16 protein-coding genes are annotated in these 20,130 nt (G+C 38.3%); 13 read left to right on the top strand and 3 right to left on the bottom strand.

Annotated features, from left to right (window positions below; translation table 11 throughout):
* Nucleotides 1-721: 721 nt before the first annotated feature.
* Both JEM65_RS03770 and JEM65_RS03775 read right to left on the bottom strand, forming a co-directional pair.
* Entirely contained in the window at nt 722-1,099 is a 378-nt protein-coding gene (locus JEM65_RS03770; protein ID WP_199597241.1) for a response regulator, read from the bottom strand.
* 11 nt (nt 1,100-1,110) lie between these two features.
* Nucleotides 1,111-4,092 carry a PAS domain-containing protein gene (locus tag JEM65_RS03775; RefSeq protein ID WP_199597242.1) on the bottom strand — a complete coding sequence of 994 codons (2,982 nt, stop codon included), beginning with the start codon at nt 4,090-4,092 and terminating at the stop codon, nt 1,111-1,113.
* Between the two features lie 1,330 nt (nt 4,093-5,422).
* On the opposite strand from JEM65_RS03775, the gene JEM65_RS03780 reads away from it, so the two are divergent.
* The 11 genes from JEM65_RS03780 to JEM65_RS22820 all read left to right on the top strand — a co-directional run bounded on the left by JEM65_RS03780 (nt 5,423) and on the right by JEM65_RS22820 (nt 12,395).
* Nucleotides 5,423-7,228 carry a cbb3-type cytochrome c oxidase subunit I gene (locus JEM65_RS03780; RefSeq protein ID WP_199597243.1) on the top strand — a complete coding sequence of 602 codons (1,806 nt, stop codon included), beginning with the start codon at nt 5,423-5,425 and terminating at the stop codon, nt 7,226-7,228.
* Nucleotides 7,229-7,240: 12 nt separating this feature from the next.
* Nucleotides 7,241-8,251 carry a cbb3-type cytochrome c oxidase subunit II gene (locus tag JEM65_RS03785; RefSeq protein WP_199597244.1) on the top strand — a complete coding sequence of 337 codons (1,011 nt, stop codon included), beginning with the start codon at nt 7,241-7,243 and terminating at the stop codon, nt 8,249-8,251.
* Between the two features lie 3 nt (nt 8,252-8,254).
* Nucleotides 8,255-8,524, top strand: coding sequence for a hypothetical protein (locus JEM65_RS03790; RefSeq protein ID WP_199597245.1), 270 nt, complete (start codon nt 8,255-8,257; stop codon nt 8,522-8,524).
* 4 nt (nt 8,525-8,528) lie between these two features.
* The gene (locus JEM65_RS03795; RefSeq protein ID WP_199597246.1) at nt 8,529-8,951 is read left to right on the top strand and encodes a cytochrome C; all 423 of its coding nucleotides are present in this window, start codon (nt 8,529-8,531) and stop codon (nt 8,949-8,951) included.
* Nucleotides 8,952-9,253: 302 nt separating this feature from the next.
* Nucleotides 9,254-9,598, top strand: a complete 345-nt coding sequence (locus JEM65_RS03800; RefSeq protein WP_199597247.1) for a cupin domain-containing protein — start codon at nt 9,254-9,256, stop codon at nt 9,596-9,598.
* Nucleotides 9,599-9,639: 41 nt separating this feature from the next.
* Nucleotides 9,640-10,056 carry an OsmC family protein gene (locus JEM65_RS03805; RefSeq protein ID WP_199597248.1) on the top strand — a complete coding sequence of 139 codons (417 nt, stop codon included), beginning with the start codon at nt 9,640-9,642 and terminating at the stop codon, nt 10,054-10,056.
* A 24-nt stretch (nt 10,057-10,080) separates the two neighbouring features.
* Entirely contained in the window at nt 10,081-10,725 is a 645-nt protein-coding gene (locus JEM65_RS03810; RefSeq protein WP_199597249.1) for a carboxymuconolactone decarboxylase family protein, read from the top strand.
* 75 nt (nt 10,726-10,800) lie between these two features.
* Complete coding sequence (locus tag JEM65_RS03815) at nt 10,801-11,100, top strand: hypothetical protein (protein WP_199597250.1); 300 nt, start codon at nt 10,801-10,803, stop codon at nt 11,098-11,100.
* 262 nt (nt 11,101-11,362) lie between these two features.
* Nucleotides 11,363-11,689 carry a 2Fe-2S iron-sulfur cluster-binding protein gene (locus JEM65_RS03820; RefSeq protein WP_199597251.1) on the top strand — a complete coding sequence of 109 codons (327 nt, stop codon included), beginning with the start codon at nt 11,363-11,365 and terminating at the stop codon, nt 11,687-11,689.
* A gap of 100 nt (nt 11,690-11,789) precedes the next feature.
* Nucleotides 11,790-12,251: a carboxymuconolactone decarboxylase family protein gene (locus JEM65_RS03825; protein ID WP_199597252.1), complete on the top strand. Its 462-nt coding sequence runs from the start codon at nt 11,790-11,792 to the stop codon at nt 12,249-12,251.
* 18 nt (nt 12,252-12,269) lie between these two features.
* On the top strand, nt 12,270-12,395 hold the full coding sequence (locus JEM65_RS22820; RefSeq protein ID WP_262895211.1) for a hypothetical protein: 126 nt from the start codon (nt 12,270-12,272) through the stop codon (nt 12,393-12,395).
* Between the two features lie 974 nt (nt 12,396-13,369).
* Here the strand turns inward: JEM65_RS22820 and JEM65_RS03830 are convergent.
* Nucleotides 13,370-14,884, bottom strand: a complete 1,515-nt coding sequence (locus JEM65_RS03830; RefSeq protein WP_199597253.1) for a catalase — start codon at nt 14,882-14,884, stop codon at nt 13,370-13,372.
* Between the two features lie 373 nt (nt 14,885-15,257).
* Here JEM65_RS03830 and JEM65_RS03835 point away from each other — a divergent pair, with 373 nt between their 5' ends.
* Together JEM65_RS03835 and JEM65_RS03840 are read left to right on the top strand one after the other, a co-directional pair.
* The gene (locus JEM65_RS03835; RefSeq protein ID WP_199597254.1) at nt 15,258-18,488 is read left to right on the top strand and encodes a SusC/RagA family TonB-linked outer membrane protein; all 3,231 of its coding nucleotides are present in this window, start codon (nt 15,258-15,260) and stop codon (nt 18,486-18,488) included.
* A 12-nt stretch (nt 18,489-18,500) separates the two neighbouring features.
* Nucleotides 18,501-20,012, top strand: coding sequence for a RagB/SusD family nutrient uptake outer membrane protein (locus JEM65_RS03840; protein WP_199597255.1), 1,512 nt, complete (start codon nt 18,501-18,503; stop codon nt 20,010-20,012).
* Nucleotides 20,013-20,130: the final 118 nt, after the last annotated feature.

Below are 20,130 nucleotides of genomic sequence, written 5' to 3' on the forward strand. Positions count from 1 at the left end.
CACCATTGGTGTGGAGGTTTTTAATATGTTCGACGTTCAAAACTCCATCACCAATACTTGGGTGAGAGATGTGTATAGCAAACGCCAATCTGCAGTTCCCAATTATTTAAGCCCGCGGGTGTTTAATGTGCGACTGTCTATGAAGTTTTAAGATTTTTAGTTTAGTAAACCCTATCTTAATAATGGATTTTACAAGAGTTTTTAAATTAGTGAAACTCAATTTTTAAAAGTTGCGAAGCAATGAATTAAAAATTGTTAGTTGAACTAATCCCGCTTTTTAGCGGGATCCTTGGGTTTTATTCCCCGACGCTCTGCGTCGAAATAAAAAAGGAACTTCTACTTGATACCTCGTACCCTTGGGTCGAGGTTGTTCATTTGATACAAACTTACGGCATAAGATTATACTGTGCATTGATCTATGATAAGAAGTGATCTGTTTGGTAATCAAGTGGTTAAAACCATCCAATGGATGGATGCCTATTGGTCCTTCATTATAATGAGATGTGATCTTATGATACAGCCTAGAGAGTTGTTTGTTGGAGAATTTACAATTCTAATAGTTGCAGTGGATAGTTGAGATGTTGATTTTTTGAAATATTGACGTGCCAATGTTTTATACTAAAAGTGTCTAAGAATTAGAGCGTTTTTTTAAGATAGGTTCCGTTCCCAAAGATAATCAGGTTCCTTTCATCAAACAGATGTTTACTATTGCCCCGAAGCACTAAAGGTCTTCCAGCATATTTATAAATAAAGGCTTGGTTAGGAATTTTTTTACGAAAGGATATTGAAGGGAGCGTTTAATATCCTGTGGGTCATTGGAGGAGGAGAGCATGATAATCTTACAATGGGTACGGATAGCCTCTGGGTATTTTTTAAACGCTTCAAGAAAACCAAATCCATTCATTTCAGGCATCTGGATGTCAAGAAAAATGAGATCTGGAAATTCTTCGGGATTATTTTTTAAGGTTTCTAAATACTTCAAGGCCTCCACGGCGGATGTATGTACCCCTATTTTTTTTGCTGTTTTACTTTTGGTGATATTGCGTTTCGCAATGTAATTGTCCACATTGTTATCGTCAATTAATAAGACATGTTTCATAAGTTAAGTTTTTAATTAAATACAGTGAGCTGATTGGGAAGGCTCACAAGAAATGTAGTCCCCTTTCCCAGTTCCGATTTTACGGTAATGGTGCCGTTAAGCTTATCTAGGGTTTCCTTTACAATATACAATCCAAGTCCAGAACCTTCGGAAGCCTTGGTGGCCCTGTAAAACATTTCAAATATTTTTTTCTGATCCTTTGTGTCAATACCAATACCGTTGTCTTTAATACGTATATTGGCCATGCCATTTCTACATTTGATAGCAATGCTTACAACTTGATTTTCTTTTGAAAGGTCTTGATATTTAAAGGCATTGGAGATAAGATTGTTTAAAACAATGTTAATTCTTCTTTTATCCGACACAAACTTCAGGTCTTGTTGGATGTCTACTTTCAGTTTGATTTTTTTAGTCTCCTCCATGTGTTTGTACTCTTTGATAAGGCCTTGCAGGGTTTCTTCAAAATTCATTTCTTCTTGTACAACCTCGGTACGGGAATTGCGTGAATATTGTAAGATGTCTTCAATAAAATCATCCAGTTTTATAATACTTTTCTTCATCATGTCCATCTGTTCCAATTGAATGACATTATCTTCATCCGTATCTTCTCTTATGATATCAGACAAGCCAAGCAATGATTTTAAGGGGGCGCGTAAATCATGGGAAGCACTGTAGACGAAGCGATCCAATTCGTTGTTTGTTTTTTTGAGCTCTCGGTTGGTAATGGTCAACTCATTAGCCCGTTTTTCAATCTCATCGTTTTGGAAAGCAAGTTTTTGGTTTTGTTGTTTGAGCTTTTCCCGAGTTTCAATACGTATGGTAATATCAACAATACTGGCATAGATTCTTGGTTTTTTAGCCTCTGGCAATAAGGCAAGTTGTACCTCACACGGAATATTCTTATTGTTGGCATCACAATGCATCCACTCAAAACTTACTTTTTCGCCTTGAATAGCCTTTTCAATATACATCTTCACTTTGTCTTCTGATAGACTGCCATCTGGTTGAAACTTTGGACTAATGTCTTGAGGTCCCATTTTAATAAACTGTTCAACTGAAAACTTGAACAATTTTACGCCATTTTTATTGGCTTTTTCAAATTTTAGGGTTATTAAATCAAGTACAAGGATACTTTCTGGTGCATTTTCAAAAAGATTGCGAAACCTGTTTTCACTTAGGGTTAATTCTTGGGTTCTTGTTTTTATTTTTTGTTCTAATTCAATATTGAATTGTTTGATCTCCTCTCCTAACAATTTGTTTTCAGTAATATCTTCTCTAATCACTATATATTGATAAGGTTTTCCCTGTTCATTCAGGAAAGGAATGATGGTAGTATTTACCCAATAAAAAGTACCGTCCTTGGCTTTATTTTTTATTTCACCTTTCCATACCTTTCCCTTGGCAATGGTTGCCCATAAATCTCTTATAAATTCCTTGGTATGAAATCCTGAATTAATAACCCTGTGGTCCTGACCAATCAATTCCTCTCGGCTGTATTTTGAAATTTTACAGAAGTTATTATTGACGGAATTAATAATGCCCTTTTGATCTGTGATGGCGACTATGGCAGATTCGTCTAAAGCATGTTTATAATCGGAAACTTCCTTTAAGCTCAGCTGAAGGCTGCGTTCTTTTTGTTTGCTTCCCTCTTCTAATAGTTTTTTTTCAGTAATATCTTCTCTAATCACTAAATATTGATACGGCTTCCTTTGTTCATTCAAGAAGGGGACGATTGTAGTATTTACCCAATAAATGGTACCGTCCTTTGCTTTATTTCTTAATTCACCTTTCCACACATTTCCCTTAGCAATGGTTGCCCATAAATCTCTTATAAATTCCTTGGTATGAAATCCCGAGTTAATGATTTTGTGGTCCTGACCAATCAACTCCTCTCGGCTGTATTTTGAAATTTTGCAAAAGTTATCATTGACGGATTTGATAATGCCCTTTTGATCTGTAATGGCTACTATACTAGATTCGTCCAGAGCATGTTTATAATCGGAAACTTCCTTTAAGCTTAGCTGAAGGTCGCGTTCTTTTTGTTTACTTTCCGTAATATCCCAATTGGTGCCTATCATCATTAAAGGGTTACCGGCTTCATCACGTTCTATAAGTGCAAATCCTTGGATATAACGGATAGACATGTCTGGCCAGATAATCCTGAATTCGGAATTGACCTCCTTCTTACTTAGTAGGGCCTTATTAACTTCATTATTGAAACGCTCCTTATCATCTGGATGAAGCTTTTGTTGCCATGACTTGTATATACTACTAAACGCTTGTTTGGTAAGACCATAGATGTTATACATTTGATCATCCCATTTAATTTCTTTTTTACCAATATTGTAATGCCAGATGCCCACTCCTCCTGCACGAGCGGCAAGTAACAGGTTTCTGTTGGCTTCAATAAGGTTTTCTTCGGCTTCTTTCAAATTGGAAATATCGATCCAATTGCCTACCATTTCAATAGGATTTCCCTGCCCATCATATATTAGTTTTAGCTCATCGCTCATCCAACGGTAATCTCCGTTTTTATACTTCCACCGGTAATTGTGCTTGTGCGTTCCTTTTTCAAAAAGTAAGTTGAGTCCATTAAATACCCTTTCTTTATCGTCTGGATGAATGTTGTTTGCCCAAAAACTTGGGTCCTGAATATAATCTTGAGGGGTATATCCCGTAAGTGTATGAACATTTCCGCTGATAAAAGTGGCACCAAAAGGTGCTTCTGCTTCACATGTATAGGTAATAGTGGTCGTAGATTGAAGCAAAAACCGCAATCGATTTTCTGAATCAAGAAGTAAATGTTTCTCTTGGTTTTGGGTCTTAAGTTTGGTTCTGGCTTTCTGAAGCTTTTCCTGTGCTTTTTTGCGTAGGTTAACCTCTTTTTGCAATAATTGCTCTTTGTGCTTCAATTTTTTCTTTACCAATAACAAATGCTCAGCCAGTTCCTGGTTTTTTTTAACCTGAAGTGCATAATGTGTAGTGTTCTCCATATGTTACATTTTATGGGTTAGGTGTAGAATTTGGGGGTATTCTATCTTAACAATGTCATTTTTTTAAATCTGGGATAATTTCTTTTCAATCCGTGTTGAGGTTAACTCACACAATTATTTTTTAACCCAGAACATCTCTTTATAGCCTAAGTTATAAAAAAAATAGTTTCCAGTACGTGTAATTTTCCTGAATGCGAGAAAGATATCGTTTGTTAGCATAAAATCTCTTATTTTTGAGAGTTTATTTTCCTAATTAGCTGTTTTTCGGATTGTATATCCGGTTTTTGTCATACCAGTAAGAAAATCCGCGAACATCTCCGCAATCAGCGGGAAACAAAAATAAGCGTATGGAAAAATTATCCCGCAGATCTCGCAGATTTACGCTGAACAAAAATAAATATTTGTTACTTTTTGATGAAATATACATTTTTATAATAAATCAATTTACTATCATTATGATGTTTTACGGACAATCAATTTTTCCGTTATAACTTCGTAAATCTAGAAATAGCACTGCTAATTTTGGCTTCACATCTGCATGGTTCTGTAGCCTTTAATAATGCCCAGATTGCTTCGAATGATGGTTGTTCTATGCAAAGTTTCAACGCACAAGTGCATAATCCCAATGGTATCGGAACTTCTCAAATCGGCTGGTGGATCACGGCTCACGACCCCGTTTAAAGCAGGAATCATACTGAGGTAGAATGAAAAAACAGGAATGCGATCAGCAAAGCGTTTCCAAAATTAGGTGCAGAATACTTTTTTCATTAGGCTGCCAGAGCCCTCGGGCGCTCAGGATTTACTTTTTTGATAATTTATATCGGATAAGTTTGTCTGACATCACTTCAGCGTGTATATTTGTAACTCATTAGTTCAACTTATTATTTTATAGTTATACTAATGCGTCATTTAATGTATTGCTGTGACGGCCTTGCAATTGATTGAATCACAATAAGGAAGCATCTTCTGCTAACTTTCATGAAATTGTATAACAAGTCAATTTACCAGTGCTTTTTGAATAAAACATTCTATCTCGTGACAAAAGCTATGAAATCAACATCTTAAACGAAATCGCCTGCGGTTTGAAATAGCAAAAAAAACAGCAGTAACATTATTCTAATTTTTATATAATCGACGGCCATCACATGTGAAGAAAGTGACACCGATTAATTATCGGAATGTAGCCAAATGGGTTGGTTACTCAAAAAATTGCTGACATCCAGAATACACTAATGACTACTCAAGAACCCTCACTTTGAGAGTAACCACGTCTTTTGGAATGCTAAAATGTATATTCTAAAATGATTAAAAGGATAATAAATTCAACTCTATGAAAAAATGTAAGATGGTCATCTTGTTATTTTTAGTCATACTTCCAAACATCTTAAGTGCCCAAGAGAAAATAACCACGGACAACTGGCTTTCCAGTCCTGGAATTATCGGCACCTTCGTGCTTATAGCAATAGTGATGATCATTGCTATTGTCATTTTATTTGTAAAGATCAATGGCTATATCGATTCATTAAAGCGCCGTCAGATTGATACGAATAAAATGGCGTTCGATGATGAGCTTGTGGCCTTGGACGATGCGGATATTGATGCCATTCTTGAAAAACGGAAAGCCGCCTTAAAATACAAATTAAAAGGCAACGAATTATCGGGTAGTGCTATCGCAAGTGATGATAAAGGCCTGATACAACGCGTCGAAAAGGATCCGAATAATGCCTATTTTGATGAAAAGAAGAAAACATCCCTCAGCCTCGAAACGCCTTTAGAATTAAAGAAAATAGTCATCTATTATATTGGTGCTGCTACCTTGTGGCTTGTATTAGGCACTTTAATTGGGCAATATCTCGGGATGAAGTTTGTTTGGCCTGAAATGGACCATCAGTCTTGGTTGAGTTTTGGCCGTTTGCGTCCGGTGCATACCAATATGGTGTTTTGGGGATGGTCGTCCTTGGCAATGATTGGCCTTGGATATTTCGTAATTGCTAGGACCTCCAATAATAAAATACACAATTACTCTTGGGCGTGGACCGCATGGGCGCTCATCAATGCTACGGTGTTACTGGGCAGTCTGGCATTAATGGCAGGAATCAATAATGGCGGCGGAGAGTACAGAGAATACATCTGGCCCATAATGCTCATGTTCGCCATAGGTTTAATCATCACCTTTATCAATTTTTATAAAACGGTAGCGACGCGTAAAATTTCAGAAATTTACATCTCCAATTGGTTTATACTGGCTTCCTTAATTTGGACGATCGTCTTGGCTATTATTGGCTATTTGCCATTCTATCAGGATGGGTTGGGAGAAACGGTAATTCAAGGCTATTATATGCATCAGGGCGTAGGGATGTGGTTTATGACTTTTACCTTGGGCTTGGTGTATTATTACCTGCCTTCTGCCTTAAACAAGCCTATTTATTCCTACTCTTTGGGAGTCTTGGCATTTTGGACACAAATGTTGTTTTATACCATGATCGGAACGCACCACTTTGTGTTTAGTCCGCTGCCTTGGTGGTTGCAAACCATTGCCATTGTCTTTAGTGCAGGCATGGTGATTCCGGTTGTAGCAGGAACTACCAACTTTTTAATGACCATGAAAGGCAGTTGGAATCATATCTCTAAAAGTTATGTGCTCCCGTTCTTTTTGGTGGGGACCATCTTCTATTTTGTGGGGTCCATGCAAGGAAGTGTACAGGCGTTTCGGTTTACAAATTTCGTCTGGCATTTTACAGATTTTAATGTGGCCCACTCCCATATGACCATGTATGGCATTGTGGCTTTTTTCTTGTGGGCGTGTATCTATGCTATTTTGCCAAAATTAACCGGAAGAGAACCTTCGCAGGTATTGGTTGGTGGTCATTTTTGGCTTGCATTTATCGGGCTGTTTGCCTATATGATTTCGCTTATGGCAGGAGGTACGTATAAAGGCTTAAGCTGGATTGAAGGGAATGCCTTTATAGAATCCGTCATTTTGATGAAACCCTATTGGGTGTGGCGCGCTGTTGGCGGATCGTTGATGTTTATCTCTCATCTGATATTTGCCTATAATTTTTATTATATGGTGATAGGATATAAGAAGATAAAGTCGTCAGTACTAGCAAAACCAATAGAAGAAATAACTGTTTAATACATCTAAAACATGCTTAATTTTCATAAAGAACATAAAAATTTGGTCCTTGCGGCAGGGGGTGTATTTATAGCCTTAAGTATTCTTATTGCTATTGTGCCAGCATTCCAGATGCAAGGTACTGAACCCATACCGGACGAAAAACCGTTAACGGCAGAAGAACGCGAAGGTCTTCACGTCTATGTTTCAGAAAACTGTATGGCTTGCCACACCCAGCAAGTCCGCAATATTGAAATGGACAATATGTGGGGAAGCCGGCCGTCCATTCCTTCAGATTATTATTACAGTAAAAAACGTCTGGATGTGTGGCGACAATCGCCGTCTGTTTTAGGAAGCGAACGAACGGGACCAGACCTGACCGATATTGGGAACCGTCAACCTAGTGAAGATTGGCATTTGCTCCATTTGTACAACCCTAGAGCGGTTGTTTCAGCATCGGTTATGCCATCCTACCCGTGGTTATTTAGAGAAGTAGATAGCGCATTGCTGAAAAAGGATGATAAAGTAGTTGCTGTGCCAAAGGAATTATTCAATAAACCTGGCAAAAAGATTATAGCTTCCAATGATGCCCTGCGTTTGGTAGATTATTTAAAATATTTGAAACAGACGGAATTGCCGGGAGGTACTATCAATGATTTTATTCCTGCGCTTAAGAAAATTCAAGCCGAAAGGAATGAAGGTCAGCAAGCTGGCGGATTGGATGGTGCCAAATTGTTCTCACAAGTCTGTGCAGCGTGCCATCAGGAAACTGGTAAAGGCATTGTGGGTGCCTTTCCGTCTTTGGTTGGAAGCACCATTGTAACGGATGGGGATACTGAAAAACTGATTCGTGTCGTGCTTCAAGGCTATGATGCCCGTACAGATTACGGTGTGATGCCGCCATTTGGAGATCAACTTACCGATGAAGAAATTGCGGCCATACTCACCCACGAAAGGAGCAGTTGGGGTAATGATGCAGCCCCTGTTACTGCAGATGATGTAGCCAAAGTAAGACAATATGTAGAGATGGAACTAAATAAATAAGAGATGAAAAAAGGAGCTTTAATATTTGTGTTGTTGTTTTTCTTTGGACATTTTATGGCGGTTGCTTGTGATGTTTGTAAAAAAAATCAACCCAAAGGATTTGAAAACATCACGCACGGTGCGGGACCTTCAGGAGACTTCGATTATATTATTATTTGGGGAGCTGTAATTATTGTTGGATTTACACTTTTCTACAGTCTTAAATATCTGATACGGCCTAAAGAGGATAATCCTGATCATATAAAGAATATTGTAAGAAACGAAGGATTTTAAAATTATGGAAGACAATAGGATCGTAACAGTGTTTTTGGACGATGACACCAAGCCGTTTGCATCATTTGCACCTCCGGTTAAAATCGTGTTGGATACTACCAAAATACCCGACGGAAAGCACACCTTAAAAATCGTAGCAAAATCCTCCAATAATGTGGAAGGCATTCGGGAAATTCCTTTTATTGTGCGTAACGGACCAGAGATTTCAGTGGTAGGCTTAAAGGAAAACGAAACGGTAGATTCCCAGATTCCCATAACCATCAATGCATACGGTAGTGAAACCTCTGATTTTTTTGTAATCCGCGGATCTGAAACACCAAAAGCCATACCTGCATGGGTTTGGGCCTTATTGGTGATGGTGTTTGCTTTTGGTCTGTTTTATATTATTATGTATTGGGATCCTGAACTTTATAAATCATTCTTTTAAATATGGAACGTGATGTTCTTTGAGAACATTCTTGTTTGAAAATTTAAATCGGATAATTTTGTCCTAATTAGAATTGTTTGTATCTTTACGTTGGGGATGGAGGGAATAGAGAATAGAGAATAGAGAATAGAGAATAGAGAATAGAGAATAGAGAGAAGAGAGAATTTCGAATACTGAATACTGAATACTGAATACTGAATACTGAATATCGAATATCGAATACTGAATATCTAACATCGAATTCTAAATACTGAATTACATAGTACTTAATACTACATACTAAATTCTATAAAACAAAATACATGAAAACAGCATCATTAACCAACAACATTCAATACCATGAGACCAGACCAACCATTCAAGTGTTATTAGAAACAGATAACGGCAAGGAAATAAGAATCGCTTTCAAAAAAGATCAAGTGATGAAAGAGCATAAAACGCCATTTCCTATTGTTGTAGAGATTTTTGAAGGCAGTATTGATTTTGGAGTCAATGGCAATATCCATACCCTGAATATCGGAGATCTTGTGTCGCTGGAAGGTGGTGTACCGCATGATTTAACCGCCGTAGAAGATAGTATTGTTCGGTTGAGTTTGAATAAATCCGATAGCGCCAAACGTGTGGAAGATGTTGCAAAAAACTCCTAAACATAAATTCAAAACACTATAAATATTTAAAAATCACTAGTATGAAACGAACAGGACATGCCGTTTGGAACGGTTCACTCAAAGAAGGAGAGGGGAAGTTGACCACCCAAAGTAAGGTTTTAAACAATTCACAATACTGTTTCAATTCCCGTTTTGGAGAAGGTAAGAGCACCAATCCTGACGAATTGCTGGCTGCTGCACACGCAGGCTGTTTTGCAATGGCGCTAAGTCTTATTCTAGGTAAAGAAGGCTACATTCCGGACGAACTTGATGTGTATTCAGAAGTCACAATGGATGCCGATAAATTGGAGCTTACTGGCTCTCATTTAATTTTGAAGGCAAGCATCCCAAACATCACCGAAGCGAAGTTTATGGAATGTGCAACTGCTGCCAAAGACAATTGCCCTGTGAGTAAAGCGCTGAGCATGCCAATTACTTTGGACGCCTCACTTCAATAATTAAAACATTAAAACAAATCTATCATGAACAACGCAACAGAATTAGCCAAGAAAAAAGCAGATTTGGCTCCAAAACATATAGAAGCGTGGCGAAATTTTAGCAGAACCGTTTTTAAGGAAGGGGCTTTAGATGAAAAAACCAAACAACTTATTGCGGTGGCTGTAGCCCACGTTACCCAATGTCCGTATTGCATTAAATCCCACACACCACAAGCCATGCGTAAAGGTGCCAGTAAAGAGGAAATTATGGAGGCTATTTGGGTTGCTGCTGCGGGTAGGGCAAGTAGCGCCTACACCCACGCAGCTATTGCCGTAGATGCCATGGAAGGAAATACCGAAGAAGGTTTGTATCCAAAAGCCACCCCAGAGATGGCTAGGAAAAAAGCAGATTTGGCGCCCAAACAAGTGGAAGCTTGGCGAACATTCAGTAATTCCGTATTTAGAGCAGGCGCCCTTGATGAAAAAACAAAACAGCTTATTGCTTTGGGGGTTTCACATGTTACCCAATGTCCAAATTGTATAAAGGGACATACTAAAACGGCCAAACTAAAAGGAGCTAGTAATGAACAAATGATGGAGGCCATTTGGGTTGCATCTGAAATGCGCGCTGGTGCGGCCTATGCCCATGCCTCAATTGCGATGGAAGAAATGGAGAAACATTCCCATTAAAATCTGTTTTTATAGCTCCTGCAGATAAGATGTCAAAATAAAGAGAATGTGATAAAATAATAATGTAACAAGGTCATGAATCTTATTGAAAACATTGTGCAGTTTTTGCAGAAACCCAAAGAAGAAACTGAAGGGAAATCGCCAACGGGGACTTGTCCCGTATGTTGGGGCTATCAGCAATACGACACTAAAATACGCGAGTTATTCAAGGACAAACAAATAGACGTCAACAACCACAGGGGCAGTTATATGCGAATCCAAAAATTTATGAAAACGTATATTGATGGCATTCGGTTAAAACAAGGAGAAATCAAAGATTGCCCAACTTGCGGCAAACATTCAAGAGCGGATCAAAATCCAGGATCCGAATCTTAACAAATGCTTCCCAACTATGGAAGTCTCAATAAATTTAAAAAAAACACACCTTTTATTGCTCAGTTGCGAAGTCAATTCCCGTCCGCTTTTTGTGCTGGCAATTATGACAAAGTTATTTAAAAAGCGTGGTAACAAATAGGATTAAACGATAGGTTGAGTGGAAGACAAAATTTATCTTTACCTCTCCAATTACTCATGCTTTGTGGAACGATATTATGACTTGTATCGACCGAAAAATTATAAACTAAATGGAATACGCCCTATGATACCCGAAAGTTATGACTTTACCTATATTAATGAGTTTGGTGAAGCGTGCAAAGTAGAATTCAAAATCAATGACTATCATAGTCTAATGGAGTTGCTATTTGATAAATATATGGAAGATTGGGGCGACTGCAAGGGTCGGGCATGGTGTGGTACTTGCCATATTCAAATTCTTGAGGGCCATCTATCCCAGACCGTGGATAGAGATGAAAAATACACGCTTTCTAAAATCGAAGACACCAAAGAAAACAGTCGCTTGGCCTGTCAGATTCCAGTCAATGCTGAACTGCATAAGTTGGTTTTTAAAATTATGGAACGCACATAGGTATGAAATCCATTCTTTGAGGTCTATTATATTGGTTCAGGATAAAAGACCCACTCCTATAGTGTAAGCCAATTATAACAAAGTATAATCTAATGTAACCATGAAACAACGATTGAATTACCAAACGGTAGCTCCAGAAGCCTTAAAAGGAATGATGGAATTGGAGAAATATGTAGCTGGTTCAGGACTGGAACACAGTTTATACGAACTCGTCAAACTTCGTGCCTCGCAAATAAACGGCTGCGCTTACTGTATTGATATGCACAGCAAGGATGCGCGTAAAGCTGGTGAAACCGAGCAACGCTTGTACGCCCTTACGGCTTGGAAGGAAACCTCGTTTTACACGCAGCGGGAACGTGCCGCCTTAGCTTGGACTGAAGCCATGACGCTAATTTCAGAAAACGATATGCCAGATGCATTGTATCAACAGTTAACCGAGCATTTTAGTGAAAAGGAGCAGGTGGCATTGACCATGGCAATAGTGGCCATAAATGGTTGGAACCGATTGGCCATAGGTTTTCGGGTAGAGCCAGGCAGCTATAATCCGAGTAAAGCCGTATGATATTCAGAATAGCATAAGATGGATCTTGATATAAAAATAGCATGGGTAACTGGCGTAAGCAGTGACCTAGGTGCTGCCATTCCGGCAGGTTTGATTTGTAACGGAACAAAAGTTATAGGCTTGCGCGTAACACAAATGCACTGAATTCTCTACAAAAAGAATTACGAGATCAATTTATTCCGGTGTCCTTAGATATTTCAGGTTATACAGCGGTGAACATATGGATCGACGAAACGATTTGAGAAAACAAAATGCACGATTTGAAAATAGTAATTGATTGTCCTTAAAACATCGTAATGCAATAAATTGATTCATTGTAATAACAGGTATATCTCATCAAAAAATGTGATTTTGTTTAGCGTAAATCTGCGAGATCTGCGGGATAATTTTTCCATACGTTTAGGGTTGTTTCCCGCTGATTACGGAGGTTTTCGCAGATTTTTCGACGCATATCGCAACTAACAGAAACAGGATCAATAGTATGGAGTGCTGTGGAAAAACTGCATCAAAAAAAATATGTGATTTTGTTCAGCGTAAATCTGCAAGATCTGCGGGATAATTTTTCCATACGTTTAGGGTTGTTTCCCGCTGATTACGGAGGTTTTCGCAGATTTTTCGACGCATATGGCAACTAACGGAAACAGGATCAATAGTATGGAGTGCTGTGGAAAAAGGTCATCAAAAAAAAATATGCGTTTTTGATCAGAGCAACTCTGCGAGATCTGCGGGATAATTTTTCCTGACGCTTATGATTGTTTCCCGCTGATTACGCAGATGTTCGCAGATTTTTAGACGCGTATCGCAACTAACGGAAACACGATCAATAGTATGGAGTGCTGTGGAAAAAGGTCATCAAAAAAAAATATGCGTTTTTGATCAGAGCAACTCTGTGAAATCTGCGGGATAATTTTTCCTGACGCTTATGATTGTTTCCCGCTGATTACGGGGATGTTGGCAGACTTCTTTGCTAGTATTACAAATAGCGGAAACACATTAAATAGTATGGTGTGTTTTGGAAAAAAAAAGATGTTAGCGGCTTTATAATTTGCCACAAACATCTTTTTTAGTTTAACTCTGCTAATACCGTCTGCTCAGTAGGTTAAAACGATTCAAAAATCCTATCTGTTGGTTGGTTTCGGTGCCCATCTATCATAAGGGGTCATGTCGAAATTATTCACTTCGTCCATCGATAATCCTAGAGCTCTTGCCACACCTGTTCCATATTCGGGATCGGCTTTGTAGCAGTTTCTAATATGACGAATCTGAATAAATTGTTCTGCACCACCCACTTGGGCCGCCGTGTTGTTATATAAGGCCTCTTCTTTACCATCTGCTTTTATAATGCGGAACAAGTCGCCGGGCTGGGTGAAATAATCCTCATCATCATCCCTGAAATTGTGCGCATAGGCATCACCACTTAGTTCTAAAGGCGGTTCTTGCGCTTCAGGCTGTTCTTGCCATTCGCCATAGCTGTTTGGTTCATAATGTTTGGTCGCCCCATAATTACCGTCCACGCGCATCGCGCCATCTCTGTGGTAGGAATGGTATGGGCAGGTTGGTTTATTTACAGGAATTTGATAATGGTTAACGCCCAGTCTGTAACGTTGTGCATCGCCGTAAGAAAAGAGTCGTCCCTGTAGCATTTTATCTGGAGAGAACCCGATTCCTGGAACAATATTCGTCGGATTGAAAGCCGCTTGTTCTACATCTTGGAAATAGTTTTCTGGGTTTCTGTTCAATTCAAATTCGCCAACAGGAATAAGTGGAAAATCTTTTTTAGACCACACTTTTGTCAAATCGAACGGATGAAAACGGTAGGTTTTGGCTTGCGCTTCGCTCATTACCTGAATGAACATGTTCCATTTTGGGAAGTCGTTGGCTTCAATCGCATCAAACAGATCTCTTTGAGAAGATTCTCTGTCCATGCCTACAATGTCTTTAGCCTCTTCGTCCGTCAGGTTTTCAATACCTTGTTGCGTTACAAAATGGAACTTTACCCAATGTCGTTCATTATTTTGGTTGATCAAACTATAGGTGTGACTTCCGAATCCGTGCATATGTCGGTAGCCTCTAGGAATTCCTCGGTCACTCATAATGATAGTTACTTGGTGCAAGGCTTCCGGCAGCAGCGTCCAAAAGTCCCAGTTGTTGTTAGGGCTCCTTAAGTTGGTTTTAGGATCTCGTTTTACAGCGTGGTTTAAATCCGGGAACTTCATCGGGTCACGAAAGAAAAATACGGGCGTATTATTTCCTACCATATCCCAAATGCCTTCTTCGGTATAAAATTTTAGTGCAAATCCGCGAATATCGCGTTCAGCATCAGCAGCACCACGTTCACCGGCAACCGTAGAGAATCGGCTAAACATATCGGTTTGTTTGCCAACTTCACTAAAAATTTTCGCCTTGGTATAAGGGGTAATGTCATGCGTTACCGTAAAAGTTCCGAAAGCGCCAGAACCTTTGGCGTGCATGCGTCGCTCAGGAATTACTTCCCGATCAAAATTCGCCATTTTTTCCAGAAACCAAGCGTCCTGCATCAACATGGGGCCGCGTGGCCCTGCCGTTTGGACGTTCTGATTGTCCGGAACTGGTGCCCCAGTCTGTCTTGTGAGTTTTGATTTTTTATCCTCCATTTTATATTGATTTTAGATGATTAGTTAAAAGATTGAAGTTACAATATTTTCAATAGGAATAAAAGAACTTTTGGCAGATTTAAAATCTAGAAACACCCTAATTCGACCAGTTTTAGAAGACGGGAGTGCGCCATAAGATGATTTAAAATTTTGTTAAAAGAAACGCTATAATAGCGTTAAAAAATTGCAGAAACGCTGTAATTACGCTGATTATGATGGATAAAGAGTTGTAGTAATTTATTTAAAGCGTTAAGATTTTCTTAAATAATTCCTTTGAGAAGTTAAAAATAAATGTTAGTATTGCATTATGTATAACATAATGCTTTTATACATAGCTAACTTAATTCAATCTAATTCATCAAAATTATTTCGTATGAAAAAAAGAAATTCCAATATCATTTATATGATATTTATTTTACTTTTCGCTTTGCCTGCCCTAAGTTTCGGCCAGGAAAAGACAATCACAGGAACTATAATATCGTCCACGGATAAGATCCCGCTTACTGGGGCTACCGTTATTGTAAAAGGCACAAGTACAGGAGCCGTTACAGATTTTGACGGTAATTATACCATAACAGCTAATTCAGGAGATGTCCTAGTATTTAGTTTTGTAGGTTTTCAAAATAAAGAAGTTACTGTTGCAACCCAGACCGTTATTAATGTGTCTTTAGCGGAAGATACTGCAATGTTGGATGAAATCGTTATTACAGGATATGGGAAACAGAGTCGTGCAACTTTAACGACGTCCATATCTAAATTAGATACGCAAATTTTAGAAACATCGTCAAGATCAAATGCTGCAACTGCTTTGCAGGGCACGATTGCGGGCTTGAGGGTAACTAATAATACAGGGCAGCCAGGGTCTACACCTTCTATAGTTCTGCGTGGTGGAACAACATTTGGTGGCGGTGGATCACCTTTGATTTTAATTGATGGGGTTCCAGGCTCATTTTATGCCTTAAATGCAGATGATATTGAATCAATTGAAGTTTTAAAGGATGCGGCAGCTACTGCAATTTATGGAGCAAGATCGGCAAATGGTGTTATTTTGGTCACAACTAAAACAGGAAAAGTAGGAAGGTCTTCTATCAACTATAAATATAAATATAGTATGAATAATAGAAGGGATGATCAAGAGTTCTTAGGGGCGGCAGACTTTATAAAGTATAACAGGCAAGCCGTTGCCTACTACAATGAAGTGACTGGCAGAACCAACTTTGATTCCGGATTCTTGAATAATGGACGGACAGCATTTTCTACCGGTAACAATACGACAGATTCAGCCTTTACTACTCAATTTCTTACAGATGAAAATCGATATCTCTTGGGACAACCAGGATGGAAAACGGTAGAAGATCCATTAAATCCTGGTAAACAAATTTTATATTTAGATAATGATGTAAGTGATAATATTTATCAGCAGAGCGAGATTAAAGATCATTATCTATCCTTTGATGGTGGTAACGAGAAGGGTACCTATTATTTAGGATTAGGATTTTTAGATAACGATGGATTGATCTTAGGGTCAGGATTTAAAAGATATTCTGGTAAATTCAGTGGGTCTTATAAAATAAAAGAGAATTTAAGGGTCAACTCAAATATTCTATACGCGCATTCTAATTTGAGTAGAAGTCCTTTAGGCAGTGATGATACAGTGTTTAGAAGATTTGCCGGACAAGCACCCACTTCAAGAACTTATGACACTAATCCTGATGGAACTATGTCAACAATTTTAAGTCCTGGAACTAATACTGGGTTTGGTAATCCATTATATTATCAAGATAAATTTGTCAGAAAAAATTTAGAACAACGTTTAACTGCTTCTGTAGGTGTGGATTGGGATATTTTAAAAAGTCTAACAGCATCGGTGCAGGGCAGTCATTTTACAATCAATAATCATAATGAGTTTTTCGCTAAAGCTTTTCGTCAAGGGAGTACTTCAGCTACGTTAAATACATCCCGTGATGCATCCACAAGTTTAACAAGAACTTTAAGAAATCAGGTAACAGCTACTTTGGCTTACACTAAGAAAATTGGAAATCATAATTTTAATGCCTTATTGGGAACAGAATATTTTAAAGAAAACGTATTTAGTTCTTATGCTGCAACGAAAGGGTCTCCAACAGATTTAATTTTCACCCTTAACGCAGGAGCTGAACCTACAGGAGCCTCAAGTTATGAAACTGAATATGCACTAGTTTCCACATTTGGTAGATTACTGTATGATTTTGATAGTAAGTATTTATTTTCCGCAACGTTTAGACGTGACGGTTCATCACAATTGGGGAATGAAAAGTTTGATTTTTTTCCAAGTGTTTCTCTGGGGTGGAATGCGCACAATGAGGAATTTATCCAAAACTCATTTATTGGTGGCTTTGTATCTAGGCTTAAGCCAAGGGTAAGTTATGGTTCTAATGGTAATCTTCAAGTGATTTCTGATCGAGGTAATTTCCTTGTTTTTGGTTCTTATGGCTCACAAGGAACATACAATGGCCAAACTGGTTACGGAAATACTGGTCTCCCAACCTTAGATCTCGTTTGGGAAAAATCAACAACATTTAATGTTGGATTGGACCTCTCATTTTTTGATAATAGAATTAATTTTATTGCAGATGTGTATTCAAGAGATGTGAAAGATAAATTAGCAGATTTAACATTGCCTTATTACACAGGGTTTGGAAGTATATTGACTAATAACGGAACACTTAGGAATAAAGGCTTTGAATTAGAAATGAATGCTGATATTATTAGAAACGATAATTTAACTTGGAATATTGGGGCTACTGTAACAACCAATAAAAATTATGTCATTAAGTTGCCTGAAAATGATAACCCTTTAAACCGACAAGGAGGGACAGAGATTTTTAATCCAGCAACTGGCCAGAACGAGTGGGTAGGTGGTTTGCAAGAAGGTCAACGTGTAGGGAATGATCTTATTGTTACTTATGAACAAGACTATATTTACGCAGATCAAGCAGCAGTCGATGCCCATGCTACTAGGGTAGATGAATTATTGAATGACCCTACAAAACGTTTTCCTGGAGATGTGGCGTGGGTGGATCAAAATGGAGATAATATAATCAATAGTTTAGATAGAAAAGTTATTGGTAGAGCAACCCCTAATTTTGTAGGAGGTTTAACCACTAGCTTAACCTATAAAAACTTTAATTTATTTGTCAAAACAGATTTTGCGACAGGTCACATGATCAATAATCATATCAGAGCTAAAGGGTATGCACAAACACAAGGGAATTTAAATCAACCTATTGAAGTATTGAATTCTTGGACACCAACAAATACCAATACAGATCTACCACGTTTTGTGTTTGTAGATGCTCAAGCAAATATACTGAGAGGTGCCACGGGTTCCACTCGGTTTTGGGAAAAAGGCGACTACTTGGCTTTAAGGGAGGTAACCTTAAGTTATAACATCCCAGCAACATACTTTAATGATGTCATAAATAACCTGAGTGTTTATATTACAGGTTCCAATTTACATTATTTTAAGTCCTATAGTGGTGATTCACCAGAAGAAGGGGGGGTGCAACTCGGTGAGTTTCCAATGCCAAGAACAATAACTATAGGGTTAAACGTATCATTTTAAAACTTTTACACAATGAAAAAATATATATACATATTTATAGCGGTAATTACTTTGAGTGCTTGTGAAAGCGAACTTGAAATAAAAAGCCCTAGCGAATTAACAGCTGCTGGTTTCTGGGATACTGAGGAAGGCGCAAAAGCAGCTCATACTGGTTTGTATGGCACGTATCGGTTTAGTAACTATACATTCTGGTTGTTAGGTGAAATAAGAAGCGATGTTTGGGGAGGTGATACTTTTGAGTCAGCAAGTGCGCTTGATCTTATAAGATCTAACTTTACGGTTACAACAGCACCTTTTGGTGGATGGGCGGGGCTGTATTCTAATATGCATAAGCTCAATGATTTTATCAAAAATGTACCTAACGTGCCTTTTACCAAAGAAGAAGAGAAAAATCACTTAATGGGACAGGCGTATGGTTTGAGAGCTTTTTATTATTACACTCTTTTGAAAACATGGGGTGGTGTTCCAATTGTTTTAGAACCATTGAGCACTGTAGATCCTGCAGGATTGAGTAGAGCAAGATCGTCTCAAAGTGAGGTAATGGCCCAAATAAAAATGGATATCACGGCTTCTTTAAGTGCATTTGGGTCAGATAACAGTTTTTGGGAGGGTAGCAATGTCTATTGGTCCAAAGCGGCTTCCTTGACCTTGAAAGGAGATGTGTATATCTGGTCTGGAAATTTAATGGGTGGCGGGAATGCCGATTTTTCGGAAGCTAAGACAGCACTTGAGCAAATTTCATCTTTAGGGGTGAGCTTAGAGCCAAGTTACGCTAGTTTATGGGGCATAGATAATGAAGATAATAGTGAATTTATATTTTCAGTGCAATATAAAGAGAATGAGTTTTCCAACTTTTATAATAGCTTTACGGGAAGATCAACAGAAATTAATCCTGCGTTTGATGATAGTGGCGCATCTATGAATGGTTTCATCATTAATGGCGCTAATAGGTTTGGGCCATCAGAAAAAACATTATTAACGCTTGACGATAATGAAGATACACGTAAAGCAGTTAACTTTATATACTTATATGCAAATGATAATGAAGGTGCCGGATATCCTAACTATAATGCCGCTAATTACTTTGGAGCGGTATTTAAGAAGTTTCTAGGTGTTGAAGATGGGACTGGTGGAAGGATTTTCGAAAATGATGTACCTCTATACAGATATGCTGACGTTGTATTAATGTTAGCAGAAGCTAAGAATTTATTAGGTGAAGATCCTTCTGCCGAAATTAATCAAATTCGTGAAAGAGCTTACGGTGCAGATTATGACCCTGCAGTACATGGGTATGTCAATAGCTCGCCAACAGCTAATGCCAACGCCATTTTAAATGAGCGTTATAAAGAGTTTATTGGTGAAGGTAAAAGATGGTGGGATTTAAGACGCGCTGGAAACAGTTTTGTTATAGATAACATCAGTTTTTTAAACCCTGGAGATGAGTATAAATTAATATTACCAATCACTAATGATATGATTGGAAGAAACCCATTGTTGGAACAAACACCTGGGTATACAAATTAGTTAGTGATTTTTTTGAGTTAGTCTGAAAAGGGAGTTATGTTTAAAAGCTTAGCTCTCTTTTTCTTAGTGAAACCCAAAACATAAAAGCGAAGCGCATTATGTTTTGTTGGATGTCCCG

It is taken from the genome of Gelidibacter salicanalis (assembly GCF_016469035.1).
In the GTDB taxonomy this organism is placed as follows: Bacteria; Bacteroidota; Bacteroidia; order Flavobacteriales; family Flavobacteriaceae; genus Gelidibacter; species Gelidibacter salicanalis_A.